This is a genomic window from Citrobacter sp. Ca225 (genome assembly GCF_030337175.1).
Classification (GTDB): domain Bacteria; phylum Pseudomonadota; class Gammaproteobacteria; order Enterobacterales; family Enterobacteriaceae; genus Citrobacter_A; species Citrobacter_A amalonaticus.
In genome coordinates this window covers 243,986-267,422 of record NZ_JAOWCD010000103.1, presented here as the reverse complement: position 1 = coordinate 267,422, position 23,437 = coordinate 243,986, and the positions used below count along the sequence as shown (strand labels likewise).

Below are 23,437 nucleotides of genomic sequence, written 5' to 3'. Positions count from 1 at the left end.
AAACGCCAGAACAATTTTTGTATTGGCGAAAGTAAACATTAATAATACGTTTAAATGAGCGAAATAATGAAGAGTCAAATTCGTATAGCCGCGTTTCTGGTCAGCGCAATGGCGTCTGGTGTCGCGCTGTCAGCGGTTTCTGGGGTGCAGGGGACCGGTGGTACAGTGGAATTTTCCGGTGAGATTGTCGACAGTTCCTGTAATGTCACTACGGGGTCAAAACATCCCACCGTGGATTTAGGTCGATGGGCAAAAACCTTTTTTACCGGTACAGGGGTGGAAACCACGAAAACGCCTTTTACCATCAGCGTAGATAATTGTCCGGCGTCGGTGAAAACGGTGGCCGTGTTATTTACGGGGGTGACAGATGCGAATAATCCCGCACTGCTGGCATTGAATTCCAGCTCCATCGCAACAGGTGTCGGTATCAAATTATATAACGCCGGTAGCGCGCCTACGCCAATTACGCTGGGCTCAGTGTCTGCCGCTGCGAATGTGGTATCAAATAAAGCCGACCTGAAATTTATGGCCGATTATGTTTCCACGACCACGAATGTGACAGCGGGCAGCGCTAACGGCACTGCTGACTTCCTGATGGTATACAACTGATCGACACTCTGAGCAGGCTTCCGGTCTGCTCAACGCTTTTTTCTTCTTTTCCTGATGGTCACACTTCATGAAACAGTTTATCGCCGCAATGACGGCATCGTTAATTCTGCTGAGCGCTACCGCGCAGGCAGGCATTGTCATGGGTGGAACCCGTGTTGTTTATCAGGAAGGGAAGCGCGAAGCCACCATGACGGTGACGAATGCCGACACGCAGACGCCGTATCTGGTGCAATCATGGGTGGAAAACGCGAACGCAGAGGATAAGCGGCCAGTGCCGTTCGTGGTCACGCCGCCGCTGTTTCGTCTTGAGCCGGAACAGCAAAACGTCCTGCGTATTACGTTTACGGGGGGCGCATTGCCTGCCGATCGGGAGTCCATGTTCTGGCTGAACATTAAAAGTATCGCCCCGACGCAAAAAGAGGACGCCAATAAACTGCAGATTAACGTGAAGTCTCGCTTCAAACTTTTTTATCGCCCGCAGGGGCTGAAAGGCGAGGCAAAAGACGCCTGGACGCAGTTGACCTTTACCGTGCAGGGAAACCAACTGGTGGCGAACAACCCGACGCCGTATCACATCTCCTTGTTCTCCCTGACCGTGGGCGGCAAAGCGCTTGCCGAGCCGGGGATGATCGCCCCGCTGAGCACGCGTCGCTGGACGATCAACGGCAGCGGCCCGGTGACATGGCGGGCAATCAATGATTTTGGCGGCGTGACCGACTCCGCGCAACAGTGATGTCAGGCAACCTTCCCGTGAAAAAGAGAACCGTCCTGTTATCGGCGGATAGCGCGACGCTACTGCTGACGATCATCCCTGGCGTTTTACTGCTGTTTTGCGATCAGCGTCAGGCGTGGGCGGATGACTATTTTGATCCTGCCGCGCTGGAATTACGCGATCCGCAACAGAAACTGGCGGACCTGCGCTATTTTGCCAAAGCGGGCGGACAGCAGCCCGGAACGTACCCGGTCAGTGTCTGGCTCAACGAACAGGAGGTCACACAGCAGAATGTGACGTTTGTCGAGGAGAATGGGCAACTGAAACCGGTGCTCACCCCTTCGCAACTGGCGGAATACGGGGTTAACGTCAGCGCGTTTACCGCCTTCAGTCAGTTGCCTGATGGAGGCACTTTCACCGATATCGAACGCTACATTCCCGATGCCCGCAGCCAGTTTGATTTCTCCACTCAGCGTCTGAATCTGAGCATTCCGCAGGCGGCGATGAACGTGCAAAGCCACGGTTATGTCGATCCCGCGCGTTGGGATGACGGCATTCCGGCCGCCTTCGTCGATTACACTTTTTCCGGCTCGCAGACCCGGCAGTCAACGGATGACGGGCGTTCCAGTTATCTGAACCTGCGCAGTGGCGTTAACCTCGGCGCATGGCGCCTGCGTAACATCTCGTCGATGCAGTACGATAAAACCCGACGCTGGGACTCGCAAAGTACTTACCTGCAGCGCGATATTGTCTCACTGAAAAGTCAGCTGCGAATGGGGGATACTTACACCCGTGGCGACGTCTTTGACAGCGTGCAATTTCGCGGTGTGCAGCTGATGTCTGATGACGAAATGCAACCGGACAGCATGAACGGCTTTGCTCCGATTGTGCGCGGCGTGGCGCACAGTAATGCGAAAGTAACCATCGCGCAGCACGGCTATGTGATTTATGAAACCTACGTGTCGCCGGGGGCATTTGCCATTCAGGATCTCTATCCCACCGCCCAGAGCGGCGACCTGGAGGTCACTGTTAAAGAGAGCGATGGTTCTGAGCGGCGCTGGACACAGCCGTTTGCTGCGGTTCCATTTATGCTGCGTGAAGGACGCGCCAGATTCAGCCTGAGCGCCGGGCGCTACCACTCGACCTCGCAACGCAGTCGTTCGCCGACGTTTATGCAGGGAACGCTTTTTTATGGTCTGCCCGCTGAGTTCACCTTCTATGGCGGTTCGCAGCTGGCTGAAGATTATCATGCCGTCGCGGCAGGGCTGGGGCGTGGTTTTGGCCTGCTGGGCGCGCTGGGGTTGGATACGACCTGGGCGGCGACCACGACGCCTTCAGGTAAGCGTTATACCGGTCATTCGCTGCGCGCGCAGTACCAGAAAAGCGTTGCGCAAACGGGGACCTCGTTCAGTCTGGCCAGCTATCGTTACTCTTCCAGCGGATATTACGATTTTAGCGAAGCCGCGATGCTGGAAAGCCGCTACGGTCAGACATGGAGCAAACGCAGTCGCGAAGAGATTTCCGTTAATCAGGCGCTGGGAGGGGTGGGTACGCTTTCGCTGTCAGCGTATTCGCAGGACTACTGGCATAACGCGGATCGCGATCAAACCCTGCACGCCGGATTTTACAGTACCTGGAAGCGTGTTGCCTGGAGCGTCGGCTATTTCTACACCAAAACGACAGGACACAGCGCGCCGGATCGCTCATGGTCATTGAACGTCACGCTGCCGCTGGGCGGCGCGTGGTCAGACAGCACCGTAAGCTACAACACCTCTTCCGATAATCACGGCTACACCTCGCAACAGGTGGGGATATACGGTGCGCTGCCGCAGAACCAAAACCTCTACTATTCGGTACAGCAGGGGATTGCAAATCAGGGGCAGGGTAGCAACAGCAGCGCATCGCTGGACTATCACGGTGGATATGGGACGACGCAACTGGGGTATCGCCGCGATCGCGACAGCAGCCAGATGACCTGGGGGGCGTCTGGCGCTCTGGTGGTACATCCGCACGGCATCACGCTCGGACAGAACGTCGGTGACAGCTTCGCCATTGTTCGCGCGCCGGGCGCGGCAAACGTCGCGATTCAGAACGCAAACAATGTTCATACCGACTGGCGTGGTTATGCCGTGGTGCCCACGCTTACGCCCTATCACAAAAACGTGATCGCGCTGGATGCCCAAACGTTACCGGATGATGCGGATGTCGAGTTGCAGGGGGCGACGGTGATCCCTGGCGGCGGCGCAGTGGTGGAAGCACATTACCAGACGCATATCGGCAACCGCGTACTGTTCACGCTTCGCCGCGATCAGGATGTGGTGCCTTTTGGTGCCAGCGCCCGGCTGGTCGGTGATGGCGGTACCGCCAGCGCGATGGTGGCCGAACGCGGGCAGGTCTACCTGAGCGGGGTGCCGACGGCAGGCACTCTTGCGGTGAAATGGGACGACGCGGGCGTGAGCCGCCAGTGCGTACTGCATTTCCGGATAGCGGATGCACAGGACCGGAACCCGGTGAAAGAGGTGGCGGGACAATGTTTATGAATCATGAGGAACTGACGATGTCAGGGGTTTTTCGTCTTATTTGCGGGTTAATGCTGCTGGTAGCGAGCCTGTTTAGCCAGTACGTTCAGGCCGAAACCTGTCAGGGTAATACCGGACAAATGACCCTGAACTTTCAAAACATCAAATATCTGCCGACGCTGCGGGTCAATACTCAGATGAGCAGTATTATGCCGGTGAACGGTGGGGGGATTCGCTTTACCTGCGATCGGCAAGGGACGACATCGTCGTGGAAAAAAATCGTCTATCAGCAGTTGAATACCCAGGGTGGGCAGATAATTGACGGACATGCGGTGTTCAATTCGGCCTTGCCCGGGATCGGCTACTCACTCAGTTTCCAGTGCGACGGGGGGCCGATCCATTTCCTGGAGTCAGTGGGCAGTCGGTCGGTTACGGTTTGCGACAGCACAGAGAGCCCGTCAATGCTGACGCAACGGGAAGTGGAGGTGAAAGCGTGGGTGACCTTCTATAAAACCGCTGATATTCAACTGGTAAGTAATAATCATGCTTTCGCCAACACGCTGGCAAATGTCGGGAACCTGTCGATGACGTACCCGAATGCGGGGGGAAATGGCGATCAGGTCAGCAGGCCGGTGATTCTCGATCTTGCGGCGATGAACGTGGACATCGGCAGTCGCGGTAGCTGTAGCGTCACCCGCGCCAGTATTTTTGTCGATCTGGGCAAAGCGAACCGGAGCGATTTCAAAGGCCCGGGTACCTCTGGCGGTTCGGCGGTGCCGTTTAGCATCCCTGTGTATTGCGCTACACCCACGGATATCCGTATTGGTTTCTTCGCGACCCCGGCGACGACCGGGGCGACGGATACGCTGGATATTACGCACTTTCCCGGTGGTGCGGACGGCGTCGGGATCCGGATCCGCTATGGCGATAATGGCGGTAACGGGCCGGTAAAGGGAACATCGGTGACGCTGAATGAGCCCGCAAATCTGCCAGTGGTACAGAAAGTTCCCGCTTCCAGCGCCGCAACGGCAGTGCCGGTCAATTTTATGGCACAGATGGTGCAGACAGGATCGACGGTCACCGCGGGACGGGCAAATGGCACTGCCACCTTTGTGCTGGAATATAACTAAGAAGCCATAAAAGCGTGCGGTAAGGGGTGAAAAATATTTACGTAGTGAATATAAAAACGTAGTTTCTTTATGGCTACCCAGGCGCCCGACGTGGGCAAGAACGGCAAGGAAGCAGGAGAACGGATGAAATTTATCGCCACCATTACCGGGCAACACATCGATTACGGTGATATTCGACCGGAGCATATTGTGATTGAAGATATCGCGGTCGCCCTTTCGCATCTCTGTCGCTTTGCCGGACATGTGCCTGAATTTTACAGTGTCGCCCAACACGGGGTTCTGTGCAGCCAGTTAACGCCACCTGAGTTCGCGCTTGAAGCGCTGCTGCACGATGCCGCTGAGGCCTATTGTCTGGATCTTCCCTCACCGTTAAAGCGCTTGCTTCCCGCGTACAAAGAGATTGAAGCGCGGCTGGATAACGCCATTCGTCAGCGTTTCGATCTTCCTCTCACCCCGAGCAAGGTGATTAAACAGGTGGACCTGATGATGCTGGCAACCGAGCGGCGCGATCTCAATCTGGATCCCGGTAATGACTGGCCGATGCTGGCAGGGGTCTCGCCCACGACGCGGTTGACCGTCACCCCACTGATGCCACGAGAGGCGCGCGCGCTTTTTTTATCCCGCTTTCAGGAACTGACAACCGGTTAAAGATGGTATGCCGTCACGGTACGACGCGTGCCGGTCAGTGAATCGAACACCTCGACATCTGACGCCAGAATCGGCATGCCTGACGCGCGGAGTCGCTGAATATCGGCGGCAATACGCTGGATCCCCAGCCAGAACAGTCCATCCAGGGCGTTAACCTGCAAACCACTCTCCAGTGCCAGGCGAAGCCGTTCCTCGGGATGCTTTGTCTGACTGGCAACCTGCTGATAGGGCGCCGTGGTAATGGTTTCCTCATCCATACGGCGGATACGCGACGACAGACGATAGCGAAAGGCATCGGGGACGCGACTGAGATCGGCATTGATGCTGTAAACCTGGCCACGGCGTTTATCATTAATCAGCACATTTTTCTGGGTGAGGGCAAATTCTTTCCGCAGCTTGTCGATCAGTTGCGGAGTACGGGTGAGGAGCAAACGGAAGGGCAATTCAAAGCTGGTTACGTAATCGACATTAAGCAGCGCAATACGCAGTCGTTCTTCAACGCCGGCATTTTCTTGTTGGCACTCCGCCAGAACCTCTTTCCATTGGCTGGCAATGCGCGGCGACTCGTTGATTTCAGTGAAATGATATTTTTCAATCAGGTAATCGATACGCCTGGTCATTTTTTTCCATCCCATCCGCCCGTTCGCTAATGGCACAACATAACATAGAGAAAGAGACAGAATACAGAGACAAACGAATAATTGTCTACTTAAGAGTGTTTAAGAAATTTAATTAAAATGCACATTATCAATAAGTTATAAATGTCACACCAGTTAAGACTATTTAATTGTATTATTCGTAAGCTTATCAATATAATTTTTTACATGTCTCGCTAAAGCTGGATATAGAAGAACGGAAACGACCTGTGAGTTAAATTATTAATACGGAAATAAAGCGATGGCGATATATATTATAAGTAATGATAACTATTTGCAGGAGGGTATTGTCTTATTGGCAAAAGAGGCCAACCTGGAAATCGTGAAAGAAACCATGCCTCATTTACCTGTTGAAAGACTCACATTCGACGATACCGTGATTTTGCATCTTAATTTGTTCAACAAATGTTGTGCTAAAGAAATCTCCAGACTCAACAAAAAATGTAAGTTGCTGGTTATACTGGACTCAGAGCGGAGTGCATTGGTCCTGGATGCCGATGTGATTGTCAGCGCACAGCAGTCTCTGCTATCGCTGATGATGATCATTACGCGTCTGGTCGGTATGGAAAAACGCCAGGCTATCAGGAATCATGTTCTCAATCGTGTTGAAAAAAGGATTATTTGTGAATCGCTGTTGGGTAAAGATATTAACCTGATTGCCGAATCATTGGCGCTACCGCCGAAACGGGTATACACCTATCGCAACCTTGCGTGTAAGAAATTAGGTGGGCACCGGGTTCACGATCTACTGCTGATCAAAGAGAATTTACTCGAAGAGAGTATGTTTCTTTAAAACGCGTCAGCCCTGTTGAGCACAGAGCTGACGGTTTTCTCCCGTTTATCGGGCGCAATAGAGCAGGGGACGTTTCCCGATGGTGAACAGGAACCCGTGAACACCCTGATTGAGAATGGAGTAACTCACATCTTTATCGGGGTAGACGTAAAAATCAGGCAGAATATCGGCTAACAGATCATCCGGCAACGTTTCGATAATTTCGAACTTGTTGATTCTGCTTGAATGTAAGTGATACGAATCCTGATTTTCTGTCCAGTTATAGGCCACATCTCGTCTGATGCGCCCTTTCAATTTGTTATCTTCAATATAGGTTCCGCTGACGGCCACGATGCCGTTCTGGTTTTTCAGCGAATACATGTAGTTCAGCGTGATATTTGCGCGGGCGTTTTTATGAAACACCACCAGCGACATCGAACATTCCTGTTTATCGTAATGTTTTGACATTAAAAAATTGTATAACGCGCTGATGAGCACACCCGCGAGTAAAAATATGGCACTCATCGTTATGACTGTTCTTTTACTCACTTCCTACTCCACGAAAAGAGAGTGTAATACAACCTGGAATGGCTGATTTCAGGTAGTTCTGGCGGCAGACAAGAACCGCTAAGCCTGGCGACGTTTGTGATAGCGGGAAGTACACCCAGGGGTACTTTTCGCAATCGAGTCCAGAACCCAGAATCAGCGCCTTAAAGTGTGCAAAGCTGTTTTTGTTATCGTGGCTGTCATCTTTGGTATAGAAACGACAGCCTTTGTCTTGCTCGACGAAGGTGTAATCAGCGAAGAATGGCTTCGTATCGCTAAAGTGCCAGAAATAGTTCATGCCGATAGCGCCAATAAAAAATGCCGCTACCATGGCGAGAATGCTAACGAAAAGCGGCAATCTGCTGCTCTTACTTACCGTCATCGCACGGGCAGGAGGGGCGATTTCTTCTGGCGTAAGCGCGGGATCCGCCTCAGTGCGGTACTCCACATCCAGTTCATCTTCACCCTGCAGAGAATCAGGGGCCACTTCAGCCTCCTGAACCGCAGCAACGCGAGTAATTTTAACGCTTTTGTCGATTTGGAAACCTTTGCGCGGGACTGTGGCGACGAGGATCCGGTCAGTCTCGCCAACGGCGCGTAAGCCTCGACGGACAATAGAAATATTTTGGTAAAGGGTGTTGGCAGGCACCAGCATGCCTTCATCTTCCCATACCTTTTTAAAAAATTCCTGCTGAGTGACGACGTCCGGTGAAGCGTCAAGCAGCAAAAGCAGACAACGACTGGCAGGCGTTGTCAAAACCACGTTAATTTCTGGGTTAGTGACAGAAATTAACTTTTTACTGTCTGGTCTGAATTCAATATTATCGTTAATAATCCAGTACATATGGGTTCACGGTGTTCGAAAGTTATAAACAGTAGAGACTTAATTGTAGAAAATTCTGAACATACTATTACGTATAGTATAAATGAGTTCAGTAAGTCGTTTAATTTATGAAACTAATGTTTTTGTTCTGAAGTTTCACATAAGTGCATATAAAACAAAGCAATTTATTAACAAGGTCGGTGGATTCTGCCGCAATGAATAATCAGCTACTGTAATCATTTAAACATCCCAATGCCGCATACCGGAGAAATTATGGCCTGATTATCAACAAAGTGGCGTTGAAATCTGTTTCAACGTCGTGATTTAAGATTCGGTATCAGACAGGTATACTTTTCTGTAACTCACTATTTTTAATGAGTATTCTTGAATAAAAACAGATTTTTTTAATGAGTCATTTGAAAGATTTATTATGCCGACCTGATGTTAAATAGTCAATTAGAGCGAATAACCTTAAATATCATTAAATGCATAATATAAAATCTTAAATGCCACTATAATTGGTTTTTTATGCTTAAACATAAGGAACAGATGAGTATTTACTCATCTAACATTAAAGTGGTGGCGGGTGATATTCACGCGCTATGCTTAAGGGATAAACAAAAAATGAGGCAATGTCATGGATAAGCAACTTGAGGATGCGGGTTATCGCGTCTATACCGGTGAGAAAATCGATGTCTACTTCAATACAGCAATTTGTCAGCACTCTGGGAATTGTGTACGCGGTAGCGCCAGACTTTTCAATCTGAAACGTAAGCCGTGGATTATGCCTGATGAAGTGGATGTCTCAACGGTGATCAACGTTATCGATACTTGCCCAAGCGGGGCGCTACAATATCGTCGTAAATAAGCGAGGGGAAAATGGAAATACTGGAAGGTCACAATAAATTCTATGTCAATAATGATCAGGGGAATCAGGTCGCTGAAATTGTTTTTGTTCCAACCGGTGAGCATTTAAGCATTATTGAGCATACCGATGTCGATGCCAGCCTGAAAGGTCAGGGGGTGGGAAAACAGCTGGTGGCGAAAGTCGTGGAGAAAATGCGCCGCGAAAAACGCAAAGTTATTCCTCTTTGCCCGTTTGCCAAACACGAGTTTGATAAAACTCGCGAGTATGACGATATTCGGGCCTGAAATATGCCGGGCAAGGTGCGTAAGCCGTCCGCTACGGGAGACGCGAGACGGCTTTATTGTAATGCCACAGGGTACCCTGGTCGTTAATGATGTCATAGCGGACCGATGAACATGGTGCTCCTTGTCCCTGTAGCGGGACCGATACCGTCGTCAGCGGCGCAATCATGATGCCGCTTGCACTGCCGGACTCACAGCTTATTCCGGCCAGCGTGATATGCCACGGGGTGGGGTTGGTTAACTGCAACTGATTTTGCGCCCCGGCGTATATCACGTGCAACTTCTCCGCATCGCTTTCCTTAAGCGCACCGACGCCTTTCGGGCGAATGAACACCTTCATACGGATGCGTAACGGCAGAACCACTTTCTGCGCCACCTGGGCGTCGGTCTGCGTCATGGGCGGGATCTGATACACGTTCAGCCAGTAAAGCGCTTCGCGATCGCGCGGCAGTACCGAGGTGTCGGTCATTTGCAGCGTAATGCTGCGCAGTTCGCCGGGCTGCATTTTAAATACCGGCGGTAGTACGATGACGGGCGTCGTCTCCTCATTGGGCTGGCTCGAGGGATTACCCGTATCGGTCCAGACCTGAACCAGGGCTGGCTGCTGCGGGGAATTGATCAGCGCCAGCGAAGCGCTTTTGTCACCAGCATTAAAAATTACCCGGGTCACTTCGCTATTCACCACCGCATGAGCGGAGAACGGCAGAACGTTCAACAGCAACGCGCTACTGAAAACTAACCACCACCTGAAGTTGTGCATAAACCGATCCTGCTGTTATGGCTTCGCCTGGAATGGCTTCCAGCGAGGCGGTGAATTCCCCGTTATACAATTCGGTCGAACCGCTTGTTGAAGTTTTACTGGTTAAATCGGCATAGCCGTACCATCCCCCGGCGTTGCCCGTGGCGGTTGACGTCAGATTTGGCAGCAGGTTGATAGCGCTACCGCCCAGTTTTTCGCTGTAGATGCGAATGCCCACGCCGGACGCCACGCCGCTGACGCCATAGTGGTTATCGAGCAGCCAGGTCCAGGCTCCCGATCCGGTCTTAAGCCCTAACTGATTTGCCGCATTCGCTGCCGTCTGATTATTCACCAGAAAACCCATCGCCACGTTCGCTTTGCTGGTTGTCGAGACCGCGGTGCCGGAAATCGCGCCGGTTTCGCATTCGACGGTAATGTTAAACGGGGTCTGCGCTGTGCCGCCGCCGCTCAGCTCACCGACGCTGATCGGCGGCAGACGGACAATAGCGGGATAGTCATCGATTCGACAGGCGGCGCCGCGCACAAAGTAACTCTGGCTGGTGAGCGTCCAGCCGCCAGGCCACTGCATGGCGCCCCAGCCGTCGTAGTTGGTTCTGCTGTCAGCACCGTCAAACAGCCCGGAGCTCATGCCGCCGCCGTGGAAGGCGATATAGCCAGCCGGCCCGGCGTAGGTATAACCATAGCGGTTTGAACCGTTCACCCCTTTTGATGCGTCATCAACCCGAAACAGCTCAACGAAAACATCGCTGAAGGCGCTGCCCGGGATGTAAATGTAGGTCCCGTCATTGAACATCTCGCTTTCAGGGATGAGGCGTGTTTGCCAGTAGCGCGAATAGTATTGCCCGGTTTTCAGGTTCGTCAGTCTGAGCGCCACGTTTTTGACGTAGGTGTAGTAAGCGCCTTCAATCCCGGCAACCGCTTCTCTGCCGCCCCAGGCATCATCGCCGTTGGTGGCGTAATACTCATACACCTTGCCGATTTCGGCGACGTCGCAGCGAAAATAGATCTGATTGGCGTTGACGCCCTGGGTGCGGCCATTAGGCACAAAGCTGGCCGTCGAACTGGCGAGCAGTGTGCCTTCCGTTTGAAATCCGGTGCCGCTGCTTAAGGTGATAACGCCAGGCAACCCCAGTTTGCCTTTGACTTCGCTATCGCCAACGCCTCCCCAGCTGGCGCCGATGTAACCGGCATCTTTCGCTGTCTGAGACAGATCGTTGGCAGAGGTTACCCTTTTACAGGCAGACCATGCCGGCTGTGCCAGTACGACGCCAACTAACAGCAGCGGGAAAAAAGAGGATAATTTCATCAGCCATCACTCCTAGCGACAAGGTAGCGTAAGTTGGTACAGCGGCGCGTCGCGCGTCGTTGGCAATTGATACCAGACCTGGCACTGCTGGGCGGCGGTTTTACCCCACTTAACGAACAGCACGCCGGACTGAGCGGCGAGTCGGGCGTAGATTTGCCCGCCCTGGCCCATGATGCCCACGGCTTCGCCATTGCTGTCCGTGACGTCCGCGCCCATCGGTGGCTGGCTGCTATCGGGCAGAGTGGTGTTAATCAACGTTGCTTTCCCGTGAGTGGTCTTAAACGTTACGCGAGAAATTGCGCCCGCATAGGGGACCAGCCGCTTGCTGCCGCCCTGAAGTTCGACGTCATCGGCCATATTCTGGCTGTCGAGACTAATGGTGTTATAGCGGTAGGGCGTTAATGACGGGAGGATCGCGTAGCCGAAACGGTCCACCGTCGCGCCCTGTCCATTACGAATCTTGGCTCCGCGTGCACCGGGAGCCTCCACCAGTGCGAAGGTGTCGCTGGTATACGGACCGGCGGTAATCCCACCGCGATGGGCGACCAGCGTACCGGACATCCCCAGTCCATACTGCTGATAACTGTCGCCCCGGGAGGCATAAGCGCGGAAGGCGCCGACGGAGGTGCGATGTTCAATATTTCCGCCCCAGGTCGAGCTGTCGCCACTGTCGTTGTTGTGCTCAATGCCGCTGTAGAGCGCCCACGAGGTAGAACTCTTTTCACCCGTCGTCCCGCTCATCCCAACCGTGGCCGTCCGGCTGTCGCGACTGCGGTTCATGTCGAAGTTGATTTGCGAGCGGCTGGAACCAAAGTCGAATGGAATCGAAATCCCTAGCGATACGGTGTTTTCCGTGTATTTTCGCTGGTTTTCGTTATCAAAATCGCGATCGTTGACGCTGTTGAAGTAGCGGCTGGAGTAGGTACTCCGCTGGCGTGCGGCGCTGATATTGAAGCTGATGTCACGCCAGCTATTACTGTAACCGAGCTGCACTGGGTGATGCGTGAGGCATTGTTATAGTAATCCGAGGTGCTGCCGGTAAAGCTCAGCATGCCCCAGTCGCCCATCGGCTGGCTGACGGTCGCCGAGAAGTTGTTCCGCTGATTGAGCGTATCAGAGTAGTAGAGGGTGCCGTTTTTCTCCTGGCGACGTACGCCGAGTACGTCCTGCAGATCGCGATAGCCGCTGGTGGAATAGCGATAGGCCGCGAGGACCAGGTTGGTGCCGGTGGTGAAGGTTTTACTGTAGCTTGCCTCGACGCGCCAGCCTTGTTGTTTTTCGTTATTTTCTACATGAGCGCTGGAAAAAACCGTGTTCAAACCGAATGCGCCGACGGAGGTTGCCAGCACGCCGCCGGCGAGGAAGGCCTGATAATTATCTGCCAGTCGTGAACCCATGTTGGCCGTCAGCACGTTGCTCATCCCGCGCTGCAGTACACCTTCAATAAACTTATTTTCTACGCTGTAGTACTGACGAACGTAGCCCATCGCCAGTTCGTAATTCCAGTTACCGGGACGAATCGAGTCCGGTACGGCGGAATAGGGGACGGTGAAGCGCGAAACTTGTCCGTTTGCTTCAACGACATCCACAGTCAGATCGCCCTGGCCGCGGGTGTTGTACAGATCGTTAATCACGAAGGCGCCGGGCGCGACGGTAGTTTCGTAAATCACTTTTCCCTGCTGGCGTACAACCACACGGGCCGTCGTGGTGGCGACGCCGCGCACTTCCGGGGCATAGCCTCGTTTACCCTGTGGCCACATGCGTTGGTCAGTGCTGAGCTTGACGCCATTGAATGAGAGATTGCCAAACAGACTGCTGTTGGTGTAGTTGTCGCCGAAGGCAATGATGCTGTCCAGTTGCGGCAAAGGCCGTTGTACCGAGGTGGCAACCGCATTGTATTTGTAGTGTCTTCCCGTCTGATTGTCATCGGCGTAGCGCAGGTTGCCCTGATGGCGAACCTGCCACAGGCCAAGGTTGAAGCCAGCATTGATGTTGCTCCACAGATAGTCATAGCGCAGATGGCTGTCTGTGTTTTCGGTGTGGTAAAAGTTGGTATTGTGGCGCAGAAACAGCGCGGTTTCCCCGGCGTCCCATTCGGAGACCGGGATGAATCCTCGTGGCGAATGTAACAGCCCCGCCTGGGGAACCACCATGTTCAGGCGCAGCGAGCTTAAATCCACCTCCCAGTTGATTTTCGGGCCCAGAGCGTCGATCGGCAGACAGATGTTAGGGGTTACATTTTGCGTCGTACGTATGGCGCTGAGGGCAATCAGTTCCGGTGACAGGCAGGGTTGCACATCAGTTTTGTCGCCTTTGGGTTTGACCAGGGCGATCGATGCCTGGCGACGAATCAACTGGTTGTTAAGATATACGTCGAGCACATAGTCGCCTGTCGGAAGGGCGTTGTCCCGCTGATTAAAACGATCCAGATCCAGTGACTTACCAAAATCGGAACCCTGCAAAAGCGCCGGGTCAAAGTAGTATTCCGCGCAGGCCGTCGCCGGAACTAACGCCAGGCCGATCAGGGGCGCGACGACGGTGTTACAGCGGATAGTCGGCACTGATGCGTGCTCCCTGATCGTTGATCAAGGTAATGCGTACGCGCTGCGCGTCAGCGGTTCGCGGAAAGTGAAACGTTTCGCTGGCAAAAGGCGAGATCATGTCATTTTTAGGGTGCTGGATTTGCGACGACCCGCCAGGTTGCAGGGCCGCGACCGTAACGAAATAAGGCTGATTGTTCTTAATACTTATCGCCAGTTCTTTATTTCCGTTAATCCGTTTGACCTGCAGATTCTCCAGCATTTTTTGCGGATCGCCGACCAGTCCTGCCGGGCGATAAAAAAGTTTGACCCGATTGCGCAACATAATCAGCAGGCTATTTTGTTTTTCGGTTTGGCTCGCTGATTGTCCGGCATTGGCGGGAGGAATTTGCATGAAATTAAAATAGACCAGTGACTCCCGGTCCTGTGGTAATTTTTTCCCGTGAGTGTAAACAATACGAATGATTTGTCCTTCGCCTGGTTGAATGCGAAATGCCGGAGGCGTGGCAATAAACGGAACCTGCGCAGACTTTTCCGGGCCATCGGCCATATTACCGTTATCGAACCAGCTCTGGACAACATAAGGAATGGCATCTTTATTTTTTAGATGCACATCAGTCGATTTCGCCGCACCATCATAAATGATACGCGTTCCTGTCATCGTAATACTGGCATTGGCATGGCTACAGCATGCGACTAAAAAAAGAAACAGGCAGCCTGAAATAAGCGTGCGATGACGATGAGAGGTTCGCATAGTATTTTCCCTGAATGTGGATGGCGGGAGTACATTCCCGCCAGAACGACGTTTACTGATAAGAAACGGCGTATTGCAGTGAAGCCAGTACTGTACCGGTCGTGGCCGCGCCGGCGCTGTAATACTGGGCTTTATAGGTCGCGCTCGCTGAGGTCTGGTTAGCCGCGAGAGAGAGGTCGCCGGTGCCGGTAAAGGCGCTGCGGAAATCAATTTCGGCATCACTGGTATCGAGAATTTGGATCTCTACATTCGTCGCAGAACCTGTGCTGCCAAGGTTTCCGGTAGCAGAACTGATGTTGTTACCCACGAAGACCGTCGAGATCTGCACGCCAGAAGACGAGCCGGTACAGTTGCTCACACCGACATCAAATGTCGTCGCGCCAGCAACCTGATTGGCATTCAGTTCGGTAGCCGTCACGGTCGGCAGTAATACCACCGGAGAAGCATCAGAGCCGTTTACCGATATTGAACAAGTCTCGTCACTCACTTCGCCCATAAACGTAATGGTATTGTCAGAGGCCAGTGCATTCGTGGAAAAAAGCGCAGAAGCCATCAGCGCCGAAAGGAAGGCACGATTTAAGGTCATAATATAAAACTCCATTTTTTATCAGTCGTGTTGATTTACCCTGTGAGTCAGGGTTCTTCCATGCGCAGGGACATTTATCGTGATGGCTCTGTGCGGGAATGAAGACAAAATAAAATTATTGGTAATTTTCTTAAAGGTGAGTTTTTTTGTGCTGAGAATATCTTCAACACCATGATTTTATTCTCGTAGCGAGATTCATTTCACCCGAATGAATAAATTAATTTGTCTGTGAGAATATTAGCCGGAAAATTCCTGGAGAGGAAAATCGTTTAAAACGAACAGATGGAATACCGGTGATAGGTTGGGGCTATTGAAATTTGGAAATAGATCGGCGTTAACTTCTTTAGGAATTTTAGATTATTAGATGATTAATATTGAAGTGTTGAGCCGGACGTAAAACGTATTACGACTTAATTGATTGCCAGGTTAAGATAATTCACATTTAATGCATAAGGAAAAATGAATGATTAACCGTGCTAACCATTTTTATGATGCTATGCCGGGATAAGAATTTTATGTGATTACCTGTCTTCTTTTGGAAGCTAAGTAAGATGGGTTCCAATAATAGCGGGTTGTTTGACATCAAAAAATGGGAAAAAAATTTTTGCTCTGTAATTGATATTGAGATGCTTTCCTCATTTTCATCGCAATAAACAGGAAGAACCAGCCCTGAAAATGGTCACTGACAAGGGATTTTCAGCCCAACGTGGTGTGCCTTATGGTGATGCAAGGAAATATTTATCGAGAAAATAGTTGCAACTCGCAACTAAATGGATGGTTTTTTGGAAAGGGAAGTGAGCACAGCGGCAGGCGCTGTGCGTCAGAAATATGTGTTCAGGAGGTGTGAGCAATCCCCATGTAGCCATGAATTCCCATATACAGACCGACCAGACCGATCAGCAGGCTGGAAAAATAAGGCGCTTTTCTTGCCAGAGCATTGAATCCACTCCAGCGTTTAGCGACCTGATGGACGCTGACTGCTGCGCCCACGCCGACGGCCACCAGCGTAATCGCCAGCCCCAGGCTAAAGCAGAGCACCATTGTTGCGCCGAGCGTGAAGGCCTTTAACTGGATACAAATCAGCAGTACGGTAATCGCGGCTGGACAGGGGATCAGTCCGCCGGTCAGACCGAACAATAAGATTTGCCCATTGGTCACCTCTTTGTCGTGAAAGCGGCGTTGAATATCGCTGGCATGCGCGCGTTCATGGGCATCCTGATATGCTTTCGACCCCTCAGTCAGTCCCGCCAGATCGCAGTGGTCATGATGATGGTCGTGATCGTGGTGTTCGTGGTGTTCGTGGTGTTCGTGGTGGTCATGATGATCGTGATGCGCATGATCATGGTGGTCATGGTGGTGATCATGCTGCGTGGCGGTGAGCCAGTTTCGCTCACCCTGCCATGTCCGCCAGAACATCCAGGTTGCGGTGCCCAGAATAATAAACGCGGAAATCAGTTGCAGCCAGGGCTCCACAGATTCTGCGGTAAACGCCCGACTGATGTACATGCCACCGAGGGCGATCAGCCAGACCACGGCGGTATGGGAGAGCGTTGCCGCCAGTCCCAGCATCACCGCCTGCTTAATGGTTCCTTTAATGGCGATGATAAATGCTGCCATCATCGTTTTCGAGTGACCGGGTTCCAGTCCATGCAGCACGCCGAGAAGAATCGCGCTGGGAATGAAAAACCACGCGTTGCCTTGCTGAAGAAGTGTTGAAAATTCACCCATGATAATGATTCTTAGTTGCTTGTCTTCGCCCGATTCTACTCCCCCCCAGTACTAAATACTACCCCCCAGTAGATGCGTAATGCTATAATTCACCACGTTTTATGTTAAGGAGGTGTTGCGATGTCACACACAATCCGGGATAAACAGAAGCTTAAAGCCCGAACCAGCAAAATTCAGGGGCAGGTGGTTGCGCTGAAAAAAATGCTCGATGAACCCCATGAGTGCGCCGCTGTGTTGCAACAGATCGCCGCAATACGCGGAGCCGTGAATGGTTTAATGCGAGAAGTGATTAAAGGGCATCTGACCGAGCATATCGTCCATCAGAGTGATGAAGAGAAGCGGGAAGAAGATCTGGACGTGGTACTGAAAGTTCTGGACTCCTATATAAAATAGTCGGGAACGCTGTCCCGACTCGGTGTCTTAGCAATACACGACCGCCTGATTCCGTTGGGCAATATAGCGCTCAACGTGCTTATAGCCACTGATCGATTCCAGTGCATGCAGCAGGCAGCAAACCGCCCGGGCATTCGTCCGATCGGCTTCGTCTTCACTATGACTTTGCAACGCCTCTTCACACAACCTGCGAACAGCAGGCGGGAAGGCGAGTTTTTGCAGAGAGCACTCCAGCTCACCGAAAGCTATCTCGGCACGGGCCGTAAACAGTGATAACAGTACTGCACTCAGCGCGCGCGTTTCTTCTTCGTAGTATCCCACTTTATAATCCTTGTCCATTTCGTTCCCTGTTGTCGGACTCATCTGCGTCTTTGCAAATGCACTGCTGTACCATCCATCTCTTTGAGCAACAGCGGATAAGACGACTTATCGCCAGAAACCGCATGAGAGTGAATAAACAACGAATTGATTCGTCCACCCATTCTTTTTTCAATTCGTTGCTTGTAGGCGTAGATGCTGCGGATATCCATGTTCAACAGTTGAGCGATCTGGTGCGGATTACTGCCTGCAACCATGTGGCCCAGAATGGTGAACTCCATCTGCGTCAACGTATTCCCCTTGGTGAACGACAAATGCCGTCCGATAAACACCTGCCTGATCTTCTCATTGGCGACATCCAGTCCGTCATCATGGTAAATGATAGCGGAAACAGCAGGATGATTTTTGCGCCAGTAGTTGGCGAGCGACTGCATGTTGCGATCGCTGATCAAAATAATGCCCATGCGGGTGCTTGCGAGATATTCTATCCACTCTTTATCCAAAAACAGGCGTAAAAAGCTAATAGAGAAATCCACAAAAATATAACCACTAAGTCTGGCGTTGTGATTGTGATTTAAAATACCTTCAATGACCCCTTTATTAAAATAAATGCTTTCTTCTGGCCACATGCAAAAACAGGCATTGGCGCAATACTGTAAGCGGGGTGATTTTTCGGGCATTATTTTACAATGCAAGGTACAACTGCTGCATGTCAAATTCTTTAATTTAACGTCCAGCCCCATATTGAGAGCCTCCCTATCCGTAGATGATTTCATAATTTCATCCGTTTTAAAACATGTCAATACTCTACAAAATGCAACTTTGATAGAGAGGAAATCCGAAATTTTATTTATTGCTATTATTCTTAATCACGAATTTTTTAAGGGGTTTACCTCTGTATCAATTCAGGTTTCTGGCGGGGTCATTGTTCCGTTGAGGAAGCATGAAAAAAAGCCTCCAGGAATTTTGTAACAACCACCAGGAAAATCTATATTGCAAAAATGTTTAAGTTTTATCGCTAAATGGCATTAATGGCAAAAAGTTGATCTTATGTTAAATTCTCTGAAAAAATTGTAACAATGCTATTGTCTTTTATTAAGTAATGCTATTTATCTGTTTGTCCGCTTTTTAAACGTGAAACTATAATAATGAGTGCTGAGTGATAACGCACCTAAAATGGTCTTAATTAAGAACACCTGATCTTTTTCAGATTGAAGTGTATTGATTTATAAGAATTTTTGTTTGTAGGTTATGAGCGTCCAAACATATCTATTATATATTTAGTGATCTCTGTATAAGATTTTTGTAGCATGACATTCATCATGTAAATGCGAGAACGCACACAGTGTTTGAGAAGTACACACACACTACAGTATACACAATTAATAACCTGGTTGACTTTCACCCGGGTGACAGAAGTCTGACGAATAAAAATACGCAAAAAACTGTCATTCTTCAAAACCCTGCGAGTTTCATCCTTTTATATCTCCTTACAAATTGTGGGGTTGTTATTCCGCAAGCCCAGCTTGTAAAGATTGGTTGGGGTGATAAAAACACTATCACCTCCGTCAATACGTTATATCAGACGGTGCTCATGCTCAGAAATGCATTATCGGAGGTTGGGTTGCCGCGCGACCTGATTAGAACCGTTGCCCGGCGGGGTATGATGATCACCGCAGAGATTCAACGTACGGAGACGGAATCGGTTGAAAATGTGGAAGAGGGCGAGAGCACGGAGGAGCCTGTATGGCCTGCTCTGACAGCGGTAGCGCTTAAATTACGGCCTTCAAGAACAACACTAAAGATGGGGGCTATTTTACTGTCGGCATTGCTGATCGGTGTCAGCGTTTCTTTTGGCTTTTTATATCCGACGGCCGAATCGCTGTTCTCTTCCTATGCCATTGTTGACTCTGTCTCCTTTTCATCCTGTACCCTGTTAATGAAAAGCAAAAGTACCTTTAATACTCGCTATACGGTATTCCTGACGAGACACCCGGATATCTGTCAGAATCATAACTATGTCTATCTCTCGGGAATGAGCAGCGCGAAGAATATTGCGGCAATTGCTTGTCAGTTGGATATAAGGGAACATCCTCTAACAAAATGTACGACCTGGTATTCAATTAATGATAAAAACTAAAATAGTTATCTTCATTGTATTGGTGGTAATAGTAACCCTGGCCGGTGTGGGGTTCTGGTATGCACATAAAAGCAAAAATAATATTGATTGCGAGGGGCGTGTGGTATGGGAAATTAATAATGAGGAGTTTCGGGGGGATGTAGCCTATCAAATGCAAAATAATCAGGGGATCGTCACCATTACCGGTGATTTGCATACGCCGCAAAATAAAAAGTTTAAAATTAGCCGGATTGTGTATTTCACCTATTATAAGGTTCGTGACAACTATATTATCAGCACCAATAACCTCGTGCGGTTTCCGAGCGACAATTTAGAGGTGAACAAAGGATACCGTTCGTTGCCTGCGCTTTATCTCACTGAGCGCGCTTCTTTCTCGCTATCGATTAAACGCTATCGGGAAGGGTGGGCCTTTACGACGGTTGGCGCCCCTTCGTTATTATGCCGTAGTAGTGAGTAAACGGCCCGGACGAGCCGTTTACGCCAGTATTAGCCAAGGAACATCACGGACACGCACAGCAGGCCGACAATCAGGGTGACCAGATTGCCGAACGAGCGGTGCGGTTTTAACGCCGGGATCAGGTATGTCGACAGGGTCGGCATAATGAACAAAATCATGGCAATGAGCGGCCCGCTGATGGCGTAAATCATCGAGATCGCATTCGGATTGATGCAGCAGATAATAAAGGTGATGGTCGATACCATCATGATCGACAGGGCGCGGTTAAAGGCCCGGCTTTTCTTCACCCCAACCTGTTGCAGACCAGTTTTGACCACCTCGGTTGCCCCTTCGATGACGCCAAAGTAGGTGCCGAGAAAGGATTTCGACATCGCCACCACGGCGACGATGATACCTGAAATCGAGAGCCACGCCGGGGCGGCAGGCATCATGGATAAGGCCGAAAGAATGGTGACACCTTCATTTTTAGCGGCTTCGATGTACGATGGCGGAATCGACAGCAGGCAGCTAAAGACGAAGAACAGCACGCTTAAGCAGATGATAAGATACGCTACCTTCATGATTTTTTTGCATTTACCCATGGCCAGCTCACCATATTTCTCACGTCTGTCGATGGCAAACGTAGAGATAATAGGCGTATGGCTAAAAGCAAAAACCATCACCGGAATTGATATCCATACCTGATGCAGCGTGTGCTGATCGAACGCCATTTGTCCGGTAAGCAAAGAGGGTTGCCAACTGCCGGTCAGATATAGCGAGAGAAACAGGAAGTAAGCGATCAGCGGGAACACCAAAAAGCCCATCACTCGTATGGTCGCATGGCGGCCCATCAGGAAAATCAGGTTCAGGATCAATACCACGCCAAGGCTGACTCCCATGCGGATGCCGAGGCTAATCTCAAGATAGCGGGCGAGCTGTTCTGTCAGGGAGTTGGTGATGGCGACGGCATAAATCAGAACCACCACGAAAAAGGCAATAAAGTACAGCGTGGTAATCAGGCTGCCGATCTTCTTACCGTAATAGTGCGTCACTGCACCGGTGATCCCTTCTCCCGCAGAGGTTTTCGACGAGAGAATGAACTGACATAACGCTTTATGCGGCCAGTATGTGAGAGGCCAGGCGACCAGAGCGGTGACAAACAGGACAATCGCGCCCGCGGAGCCTAGCTGGATGGGGAGAAACAGGGTTCCTGCGCCCACGGCAGTTCCATATAACGCAAAGCTCCAGAGCGTCTCTTCTTTTGACCAAATTTTAGACATTTCTTGAACGTATCAACTATAAAATAAACAAAAAGAAGCGCAATTTACCATAAATGAGCGGGTGGGCGTGAGGACTGAACGGGAGAAGGGGGGCAACAGGTTTTGCCGGAACCGCGTGGATTCCGGCAAAAGTGTGAGTTATCAGGCAGTCACGCGCGGTTCGCGACGCCTCACAAAGCGTACGCGCAACGTGTCATAAGCCCAGTTATAGAACATGGTGTAGGGCAGGAAGAACAGGAAGAAGCCGATCTCCAGCGTAAAGGCCTGTATCAGGCTAACGTTCAGTACATACGCCACGATACTCACGCCGATGACGATAAAGCCGCTTTCAAACCCCAGCGCGTGAAACGCACGCACTTTCGCCGTTCGTGTCACCAGATGTGAAGGCCAGAAACGGTCAAACAGCGCGTTGTAGATGATGTTCCAGATCATCGCCGTGGTCGCCAGCAGGATCGTCAGTCCGCCCATTTCCAGCACCGATCGTTGCATCAACCAGGCCGTGGTGGGAGCCAGGATCGCCGTAGCGATCCCTTCAAAACAGACGGCGTGAAAGACACGCTCCAGTAATGAACGACGTTGAACTGCATTGTGTTGCATAACTTACCTTTCTTGAAAACGCCCGGATAACGGAATAGGGGGAATTTTATCGTTTTATGTGATATCTAAAAGATAGTATCCATCGATAAAGTAGATAGTTCATGCGTTACTCACCTGAAGCCTTAACCGCATTTGTCGAGACCGTTTCCTGTGGCTCTTTCTCGGCGGCGGCACGCAGACTGCGGAAAAGTCAGTCCACCATTAGCACGGCGATCGCTCACCTTGAAGCCGATCTTGGCGTTTCGCTTTTTGACCGCTCTTCGCGTCAGCCGGTGCTAACGGAAGAAGGCAAGAAAGTACTTGGTTACGTTCAGGCGATTCTGTCGGCCAGCGAACGTCTCGATGAGGTGGCGCTTTCGCTGGCTGGCGAAACCGAAGCGCGTCTGACGTTTGTGCTCTCCGACACGTTACACCCCGACGTGCTGGAGGAACTGATGGTGCAGTTTGATCGCCAGTTTCCACATACCGAATTTGAATGTCTGATTGGTGAGGATGTGGACGTTATCGATCTGCTGCAAAAAGAGCGGGCGCAGGTTGGTTTGATTGAAGCCAGAGACCACTATCCCACCGATATCGGTGTGACGCGCTTGCCGATGCAAACGTGGATGGGACTTTACGTTGCCGCGTCCCATCCGCTGGCGAAAGAGAAGAAACTGCAATGGGATCAACTGCATACCTGGCGTGAATTGCGCCTTAACACCTATATCGACCATGGTGCCCAGCTTGCCCGCGGCCCGGTCTGGTCTGCGCCGAACTATTTGTTGTTGTTGAGTATGGCGGTACAGGGGTTTGGCTGGTGCGCGCTTCCGTGTGCACTGGTGGAGGAGTTCGCGGCGGAAAAACCGCTGGTGCAACTGGCTGTCCCGGGATGGCCGAAAGCGATCGCCATCGATCTGCTCTGGAACAAAAAATCCCCGCCCGGTGTGGCAGGGAGTTGGCTGAGATACCATTTACAGCAAGGCAGTGTCCCGGGCTGAGAGGCGTGATAACGATTTCCTTTGTGATAAAACTCACCTTTCTTAAACAATCAGGATA

Annotated in this window: 24 protein-coding genes and 1 pseudogene; 12 read left to right on the top strand and 13 right to left on the bottom strand. The window is 51.0% G+C overall.

Annotated elements, in window-relative coordinates:
- The first annotated feature begins 66 nt into the window (after nucleotides 1-66).
- The 5 genes from OGW13_RS25115 to OGW13_RS25095 all read left to right on the top strand — a co-directional run bounded on the left by OGW13_RS25115 (nucleotide 67) and on the right by OGW13_RS25095 (nucleotide 5,618).
- On the top strand, nucleotides 67-609 hold the full coding sequence (locus OGW13_RS25115; RefSeq protein WP_042999437.1) for a fimbrial protein: 543 nt from the start codon (nucleotides 67-69) through the stop codon (nucleotides 607-609).
- A gap of 67 nt (nucleotides 610-676) precedes the next feature.
- Entirely contained in the window at nucleotides 677-1,342 is a 666-nt protein-coding gene (locus OGW13_RS25110) for a fimbrial biogenesis chaperone (RefSeq protein WP_042999438.1), read from the top strand.
- 62 nt (nucleotides 1,343-1,404) lie between these two features.
- Nucleotides 1,405-3,861, top strand: coding sequence for a fimbria/pilus outer membrane usher protein (locus OGW13_RS25105; protein WP_248381688.1), 2,457 nt, complete (start codon nucleotides 1,405-1,407; stop codon nucleotides 3,859-3,861).
- Nucleotides 3,862-3,878: 17 nt separating this feature from the next.
- Complete coding sequence (locus OGW13_RS25100) at nucleotides 3,879-4,970, top strand: fimbrial protein (RefSeq protein ID WP_043001827.1); 1,092 nt, start codon at nucleotides 3,879-3,881, stop codon at nucleotides 4,968-4,970.
- Nucleotides 4,971-5,093: 123 nt separating this feature from the next.
- Nucleotides 5,094-5,618, top strand: a complete 525-nt coding sequence (locus tag OGW13_RS25095) for an HD domain-containing protein (protein ID WP_044254135.1) — start codon at nucleotides 5,094-5,096, stop codon at nucleotides 5,616-5,618.
- Here OGW13_RS25095 and OGW13_RS25090 read toward each other — a convergent pair.
- A complete protein-coding gene (locus OGW13_RS25090; protein ID WP_042999441.1) occupies nucleotides 5,615-6,238 on the bottom strand; it encodes an ECs1377 family protein in 624 nt (207 codons plus the stop codon). The two genes, OGW13_RS25095 and OGW13_RS25090, sit on opposite strands and share 4 nt — an antisense overlap.
- Before the next feature lie 277 nt (nucleotides 6,239-6,515).
- On the opposite strand from OGW13_RS25090, the gene OGW13_RS25085 reads away from it, so the two are divergent.
- Nucleotides 6,516-7,067 carry a hypothetical protein gene (locus OGW13_RS25085; protein ID WP_042999442.1) on the top strand — a complete coding sequence of 184 codons (552 nt, stop codon included), beginning with the start codon at nucleotides 6,516-6,518 and terminating at the stop codon, nucleotides 7,065-7,067.
- Nucleotides 7,068-7,112: 45 nt separating this feature from the next.
- Here the strand turns inward: OGW13_RS25085 and OGW13_RS25080 are convergent, their stop codons facing one another.
- Nucleotides 7,113-7,481: a YqeJ family protein gene (locus tag OGW13_RS25080; protein ID WP_224267557.1), complete on the bottom strand. Its 369-nt coding sequence runs from the start codon at nucleotides 7,479-7,481 to the stop codon at nucleotides 7,113-7,115.
- 106 nt (nucleotides 7,482-7,587) lie between these two features.
- Nucleotides 7,588-8,436 (bottom strand): winged helix-turn-helix domain-containing protein, encoded by an 849-nt coding sequence (locus OGW13_RS25075; RefSeq protein WP_042999444.1) that lies wholly within the window; start codon nucleotides 8,434-8,436, stop codon nucleotides 7,588-7,590.
- A gap of 616 nt (nucleotides 8,437-9,052) precedes the next feature.
- Between OGW13_RS25075 and yjdI the strand changes: the two genes are divergently transcribed.
- Together yjdI and OGW13_RS25065 are read left to right on the top strand one after the other, a co-directional pair.
- Nucleotides 9,053-9,283 (top strand): 4Fe-4S mono-cluster protein YjdI, encoded by a 231-nt coding sequence (gene yjdI / locus OGW13_RS25070; protein ID WP_042999445.1) that lies wholly within the window; start codon nucleotides 9,053-9,055, stop codon nucleotides 9,281-9,283.
- 11 nt (nucleotides 9,284-9,294) lie between these two features.
- Entirely contained in the window at nucleotides 9,295-9,567 is a 273-nt protein-coding gene (locus OGW13_RS25065) for a GNAT family N-acetyltransferase (RefSeq protein ID WP_042999446.1), read from the top strand.
- A gap of 31 nt (nucleotides 9,568-9,598) precedes the next feature.
- On the opposite strand, the gene OGW13_RS25060 is transcribed toward OGW13_RS25065, so the two are convergent.
- The 6 genes and pseudogenes from OGW13_RS25060 to OGW13_RS25030 all read right to left on the bottom strand — a co-directional run bounded on the left by OGW13_RS25060 (nucleotide 9,599) and on the right by OGW13_RS25030 (nucleotide 17,238).
- The gene (locus OGW13_RS25060) at nucleotides 9,599-10,324 is read right to left on the bottom strand and encodes a fimbria/pilus periplasmic chaperone (RefSeq protein ID WP_287116613.1); all 726 of its coding nucleotides are present in this window, start codon (nucleotides 10,322-10,324) and stop codon (nucleotides 9,599-9,601) included.
- A complete protein-coding gene (gene stbD, locus OGW13_RS25055) occupies nucleotides 10,290-11,630 on the bottom strand; it encodes a fimbrial usher protein StbD (RefSeq protein ID WP_042999447.1) in 1,341 nt (446 codons plus the stop codon). Before stbD ends, OGW13_RS25060 begins: the two co-directional genes overlap by 35 nt.
- A gap of 12 nt (nucleotides 11,631-11,642) precedes the next feature.
- Nucleotides 11,643-14,191: pseudogene (locus tag OGW13_RS25045) on the bottom strand (fimbrial outer membrane usher protein).
- On the bottom strand, nucleotides 14,172-14,924 hold the full coding sequence (locus OGW13_RS25040) for a fimbria/pilus periplasmic chaperone (RefSeq protein ID WP_054176836.1): 753 nt from the start codon (nucleotides 14,922-14,924) through the stop codon (nucleotides 14,172-14,174). Before OGW13_RS25040 ends, OGW13_RS25045 begins: the two are co-directional and overlap by 20 nt.
- Nucleotides 14,925-14,976: 52 nt before the next feature.
- Nucleotides 14,977-15,510: a fimbrial protein gene (locus tag OGW13_RS25035; RefSeq protein ID WP_043001829.1), complete on the bottom strand. Its 534-nt coding sequence runs from the start codon at nucleotides 15,508-15,510 to the stop codon at nucleotides 14,977-14,979.
- 834 nt (nucleotides 15,511-16,344) lie between these two features.
- The gene (locus OGW13_RS25030; protein ID WP_187251046.1) at nucleotides 16,345-17,238 is read right to left on the bottom strand and encodes a nickel/cobalt efflux protein RcnA; all 894 of its coding nucleotides are present in this window, start codon (nucleotides 17,236-17,238) and stop codon (nucleotides 16,345-16,347) included.
- Between the two features lie 120 nt (nucleotides 17,239-17,358).
- On the opposite strand from OGW13_RS25030, the gene rcnR reads away from it, so the two are divergent.
- The gene (gene rcnR / locus OGW13_RS25025) at nucleotides 17,359-17,631 is read left to right on the top strand and encodes a Ni(II)/Co(II)-binding transcriptional repressor RcnR (protein WP_042999451.1); all 273 of its coding nucleotides are present in this window, start codon (nucleotides 17,359-17,361) and stop codon (nucleotides 17,629-17,631) included.
- Nucleotides 17,632-17,658: 27 nt separating this feature from the next.
- Here the strand turns inward: rcnR and OGW13_RS25020 are convergent, their stop codons facing one another.
- The gene (locus OGW13_RS25020; protein ID WP_042999452.1) at nucleotides 17,659-17,970 is read right to left on the bottom strand and encodes a hypothetical protein; all 312 of its coding nucleotides are present in this window, start codon (nucleotides 17,968-17,970) and stop codon (nucleotides 17,659-17,661) included.
- Nucleotides 17,971-17,990: 20 nt separating this feature from the next.
- Nucleotides 17,991-18,692, bottom strand: a complete 702-nt coding sequence (locus tag OGW13_RS25015; protein WP_043001830.1) for a helix-turn-helix transcriptional regulator — start codon at nucleotides 18,690-18,692, stop codon at nucleotides 17,991-17,993.
- Nucleotides 18,693-19,294: 602 nt separating this feature from the next.
- On the opposite strand from OGW13_RS25015, the gene OGW13_RS25010 reads away from it, so the two are divergent.
- Together OGW13_RS25010 and OGW13_RS25005 are read left to right on the top strand one after the other, a co-directional pair.
- Nucleotides 19,295-20,089, top strand: coding sequence for a winged helix-turn-helix domain-containing protein (locus tag OGW13_RS25010; protein WP_044327636.1), 795 nt, complete (start codon nucleotides 19,295-19,297; stop codon nucleotides 20,087-20,089).
- Nucleotides 20,076-20,546, top strand: coding sequence for a YqeJ family protein (locus tag OGW13_RS25005; RefSeq protein WP_044254160.1), 471 nt, complete (start codon nucleotides 20,076-20,078; stop codon nucleotides 20,544-20,546). The genes OGW13_RS25010 and OGW13_RS25005 overlap by 14 nt, the downstream gene beginning before the upstream one ends.
- A 29-nt stretch (nucleotides 20,547-20,575) precedes the next feature.
- Here the strand turns inward: OGW13_RS25005 and OGW13_RS25000 are convergent, their stop codons facing one another.
- Both OGW13_RS25000 and OGW13_RS24995 read right to left on the bottom strand, forming a co-directional pair.
- Entirely contained in the window at nucleotides 20,576-21,805 is a 1,230-nt protein-coding gene (locus tag OGW13_RS25000) for an amino acid permease (protein WP_042999455.1), read from the bottom strand.
- A 141-nt stretch (nucleotides 21,806-21,946) separates the two neighbouring features.
- Entirely contained in the window at nucleotides 21,947-22,402 is a 456-nt protein-coding gene (locus tag OGW13_RS24995; RefSeq protein WP_061069638.1) for a multidrug/biocide efflux PACE transporter, read from the bottom strand.
- A gap of 101 nt (nucleotides 22,403-22,503) precedes the next feature.
- On the opposite strand from OGW13_RS24995, the gene OGW13_RS24990 reads away from it, so the two are divergent.
- A complete protein-coding gene (locus OGW13_RS24990) occupies nucleotides 22,504-23,379 on the top strand; it encodes a LysR family transcriptional regulator (RefSeq protein WP_130097316.1) in 876 nt (291 codons plus the stop codon).
- Nucleotides 23,380-23,437 lie beyond the last annotated feature (58 nt).

Coding starts and splice junctions, on each gene's coding strand:
- OGW13_RS25115 (WP_042999437.1), top strand. CDS start 67: ATGAAGAGTCAAATTCGTATAGCCGCGTTTCTGGTCAGCGCAATGGCG.
- OGW13_RS25110 (WP_042999438.1), top strand. CDS start 677: ATGAAACAGTTTATCGCCGCAATGACGGCATCGTTAATTCTGCTGAGC.
- OGW13_RS25100 (WP_043001827.1), top strand. CDS start 3,879: ATGTCAGGGGTTTTTCGTCTTATTTGCGGGTTAATGCTGCTGGTAGCG.
- OGW13_RS25095 (WP_044254135.1), top strand. CDS start 5,094: ATGAAATTTATCGCCACCATTACCGGGCAACACATCGATTACGGTGAT.
- OGW13_RS25090 (WP_042999441.1), bottom strand. CDS start 6,238: ATGACCAGGCGTATCGATTACCTGATTGAAAAATATCATTTCACTGAA.
- OGW13_RS25085 (WP_042999442.1), top strand. CDS start 6,516: ATGGCGATATATATTATAAGTAATGATAACTATTTGCAGGAGGGTATT.
- OGW13_RS25080 (WP_224267557.1), bottom strand. CDS start 7,481: ATGTCGCTGGTGGTGTTTCATAAAAACGCCCGCGCAAATATCACGCTG.
- OGW13_RS25075 (WP_042999444.1), bottom strand. CDS start 8,436: ATGTACTGGATTATTAACGATAATATTGAATTCAGACCAGACAGTAAA.
- yjdI (WP_042999445.1), top strand. CDS start 9,053: ATGGATAAGCAACTTGAGGATGCGGGTTATCGCGTCTATACCGGTGAG.
- OGW13_RS25065 (WP_042999446.1), top strand. CDS start 9,295: ATGGAAATACTGGAAGGTCACAATAAATTCTATGTCAATAATGATCAG.
- OGW13_RS25060 (WP_287116613.1), bottom strand. CDS start 10,324: ATGCACAACTTCAGGTGGTGGTTAGTTTTCAGTAGCGCGTTGCTGTTG.
- stbD (WP_042999447.1), bottom strand. CDS start 11,630: ATGAAATTATCCTCTTTTTTCCCGCTGCTGTTAGTTGGCGTCGTACTG.
- OGW13_RS25040 (WP_054176836.1), bottom strand. CDS start 14,924: ATGCGAACCTCTCATCGTCATCGCACGCTTATTTCAGGCTGCCTGTTT.
- OGW13_RS25035 (WP_043001829.1), bottom strand. CDS start 15,510: ATGACCTTAAATCGTGCCTTCCTTTCGGCGCTGATGGCTTCTGCGCTT.
- OGW13_RS25030 (WP_187251046.1), bottom strand. CDS start 17,238: ATGGGTGAATTTTCAACACTTCTTCAGCAAGGCAACGCGTGGTTTTTC.
- rcnR (WP_042999451.1), top strand. CDS start 17,359: ATGTCACACACAATCCGGGATAAACAGAAGCTTAAAGCCCGAACCAGC.
- OGW13_RS25020 (WP_042999452.1), bottom strand. CDS start 17,970: ATGGACAAGGATTATAAAGTGGGATACTACGAAGAAGAAACGCGCGCG.
- OGW13_RS25015 (WP_043001830.1), bottom strand. CDS start 18,692: ATGGGGCTGGACGTTAAATTAAAGAATTTGACATGCAGCAGTTGTACC.
- OGW13_RS25005 (WP_044254160.1), top strand. CDS start 20,076: ATGATAAAAACTAAAATAGTTATCTTCATTGTATTGGTGGTAATAGTA.
- OGW13_RS25000 (WP_042999455.1), bottom strand. CDS start 21,805: ATGTCTAAAATTTGGTCAAAAGAAGAGACGCTCTGGAGCTTTGCGTTA.
- OGW13_RS24995 (WP_061069638.1), bottom strand. CDS start 22,402: ATGCAACACAATGCAGTTCAACGTCGTTCATTACTGGAGCGTGTCTTT.
- OGW13_RS24990 (WP_130097316.1), top strand. CDS start 22,504: ATGCGTTACTCACCTGAAGCCTTAACCGCATTTGTCGAGACCGTTTCC.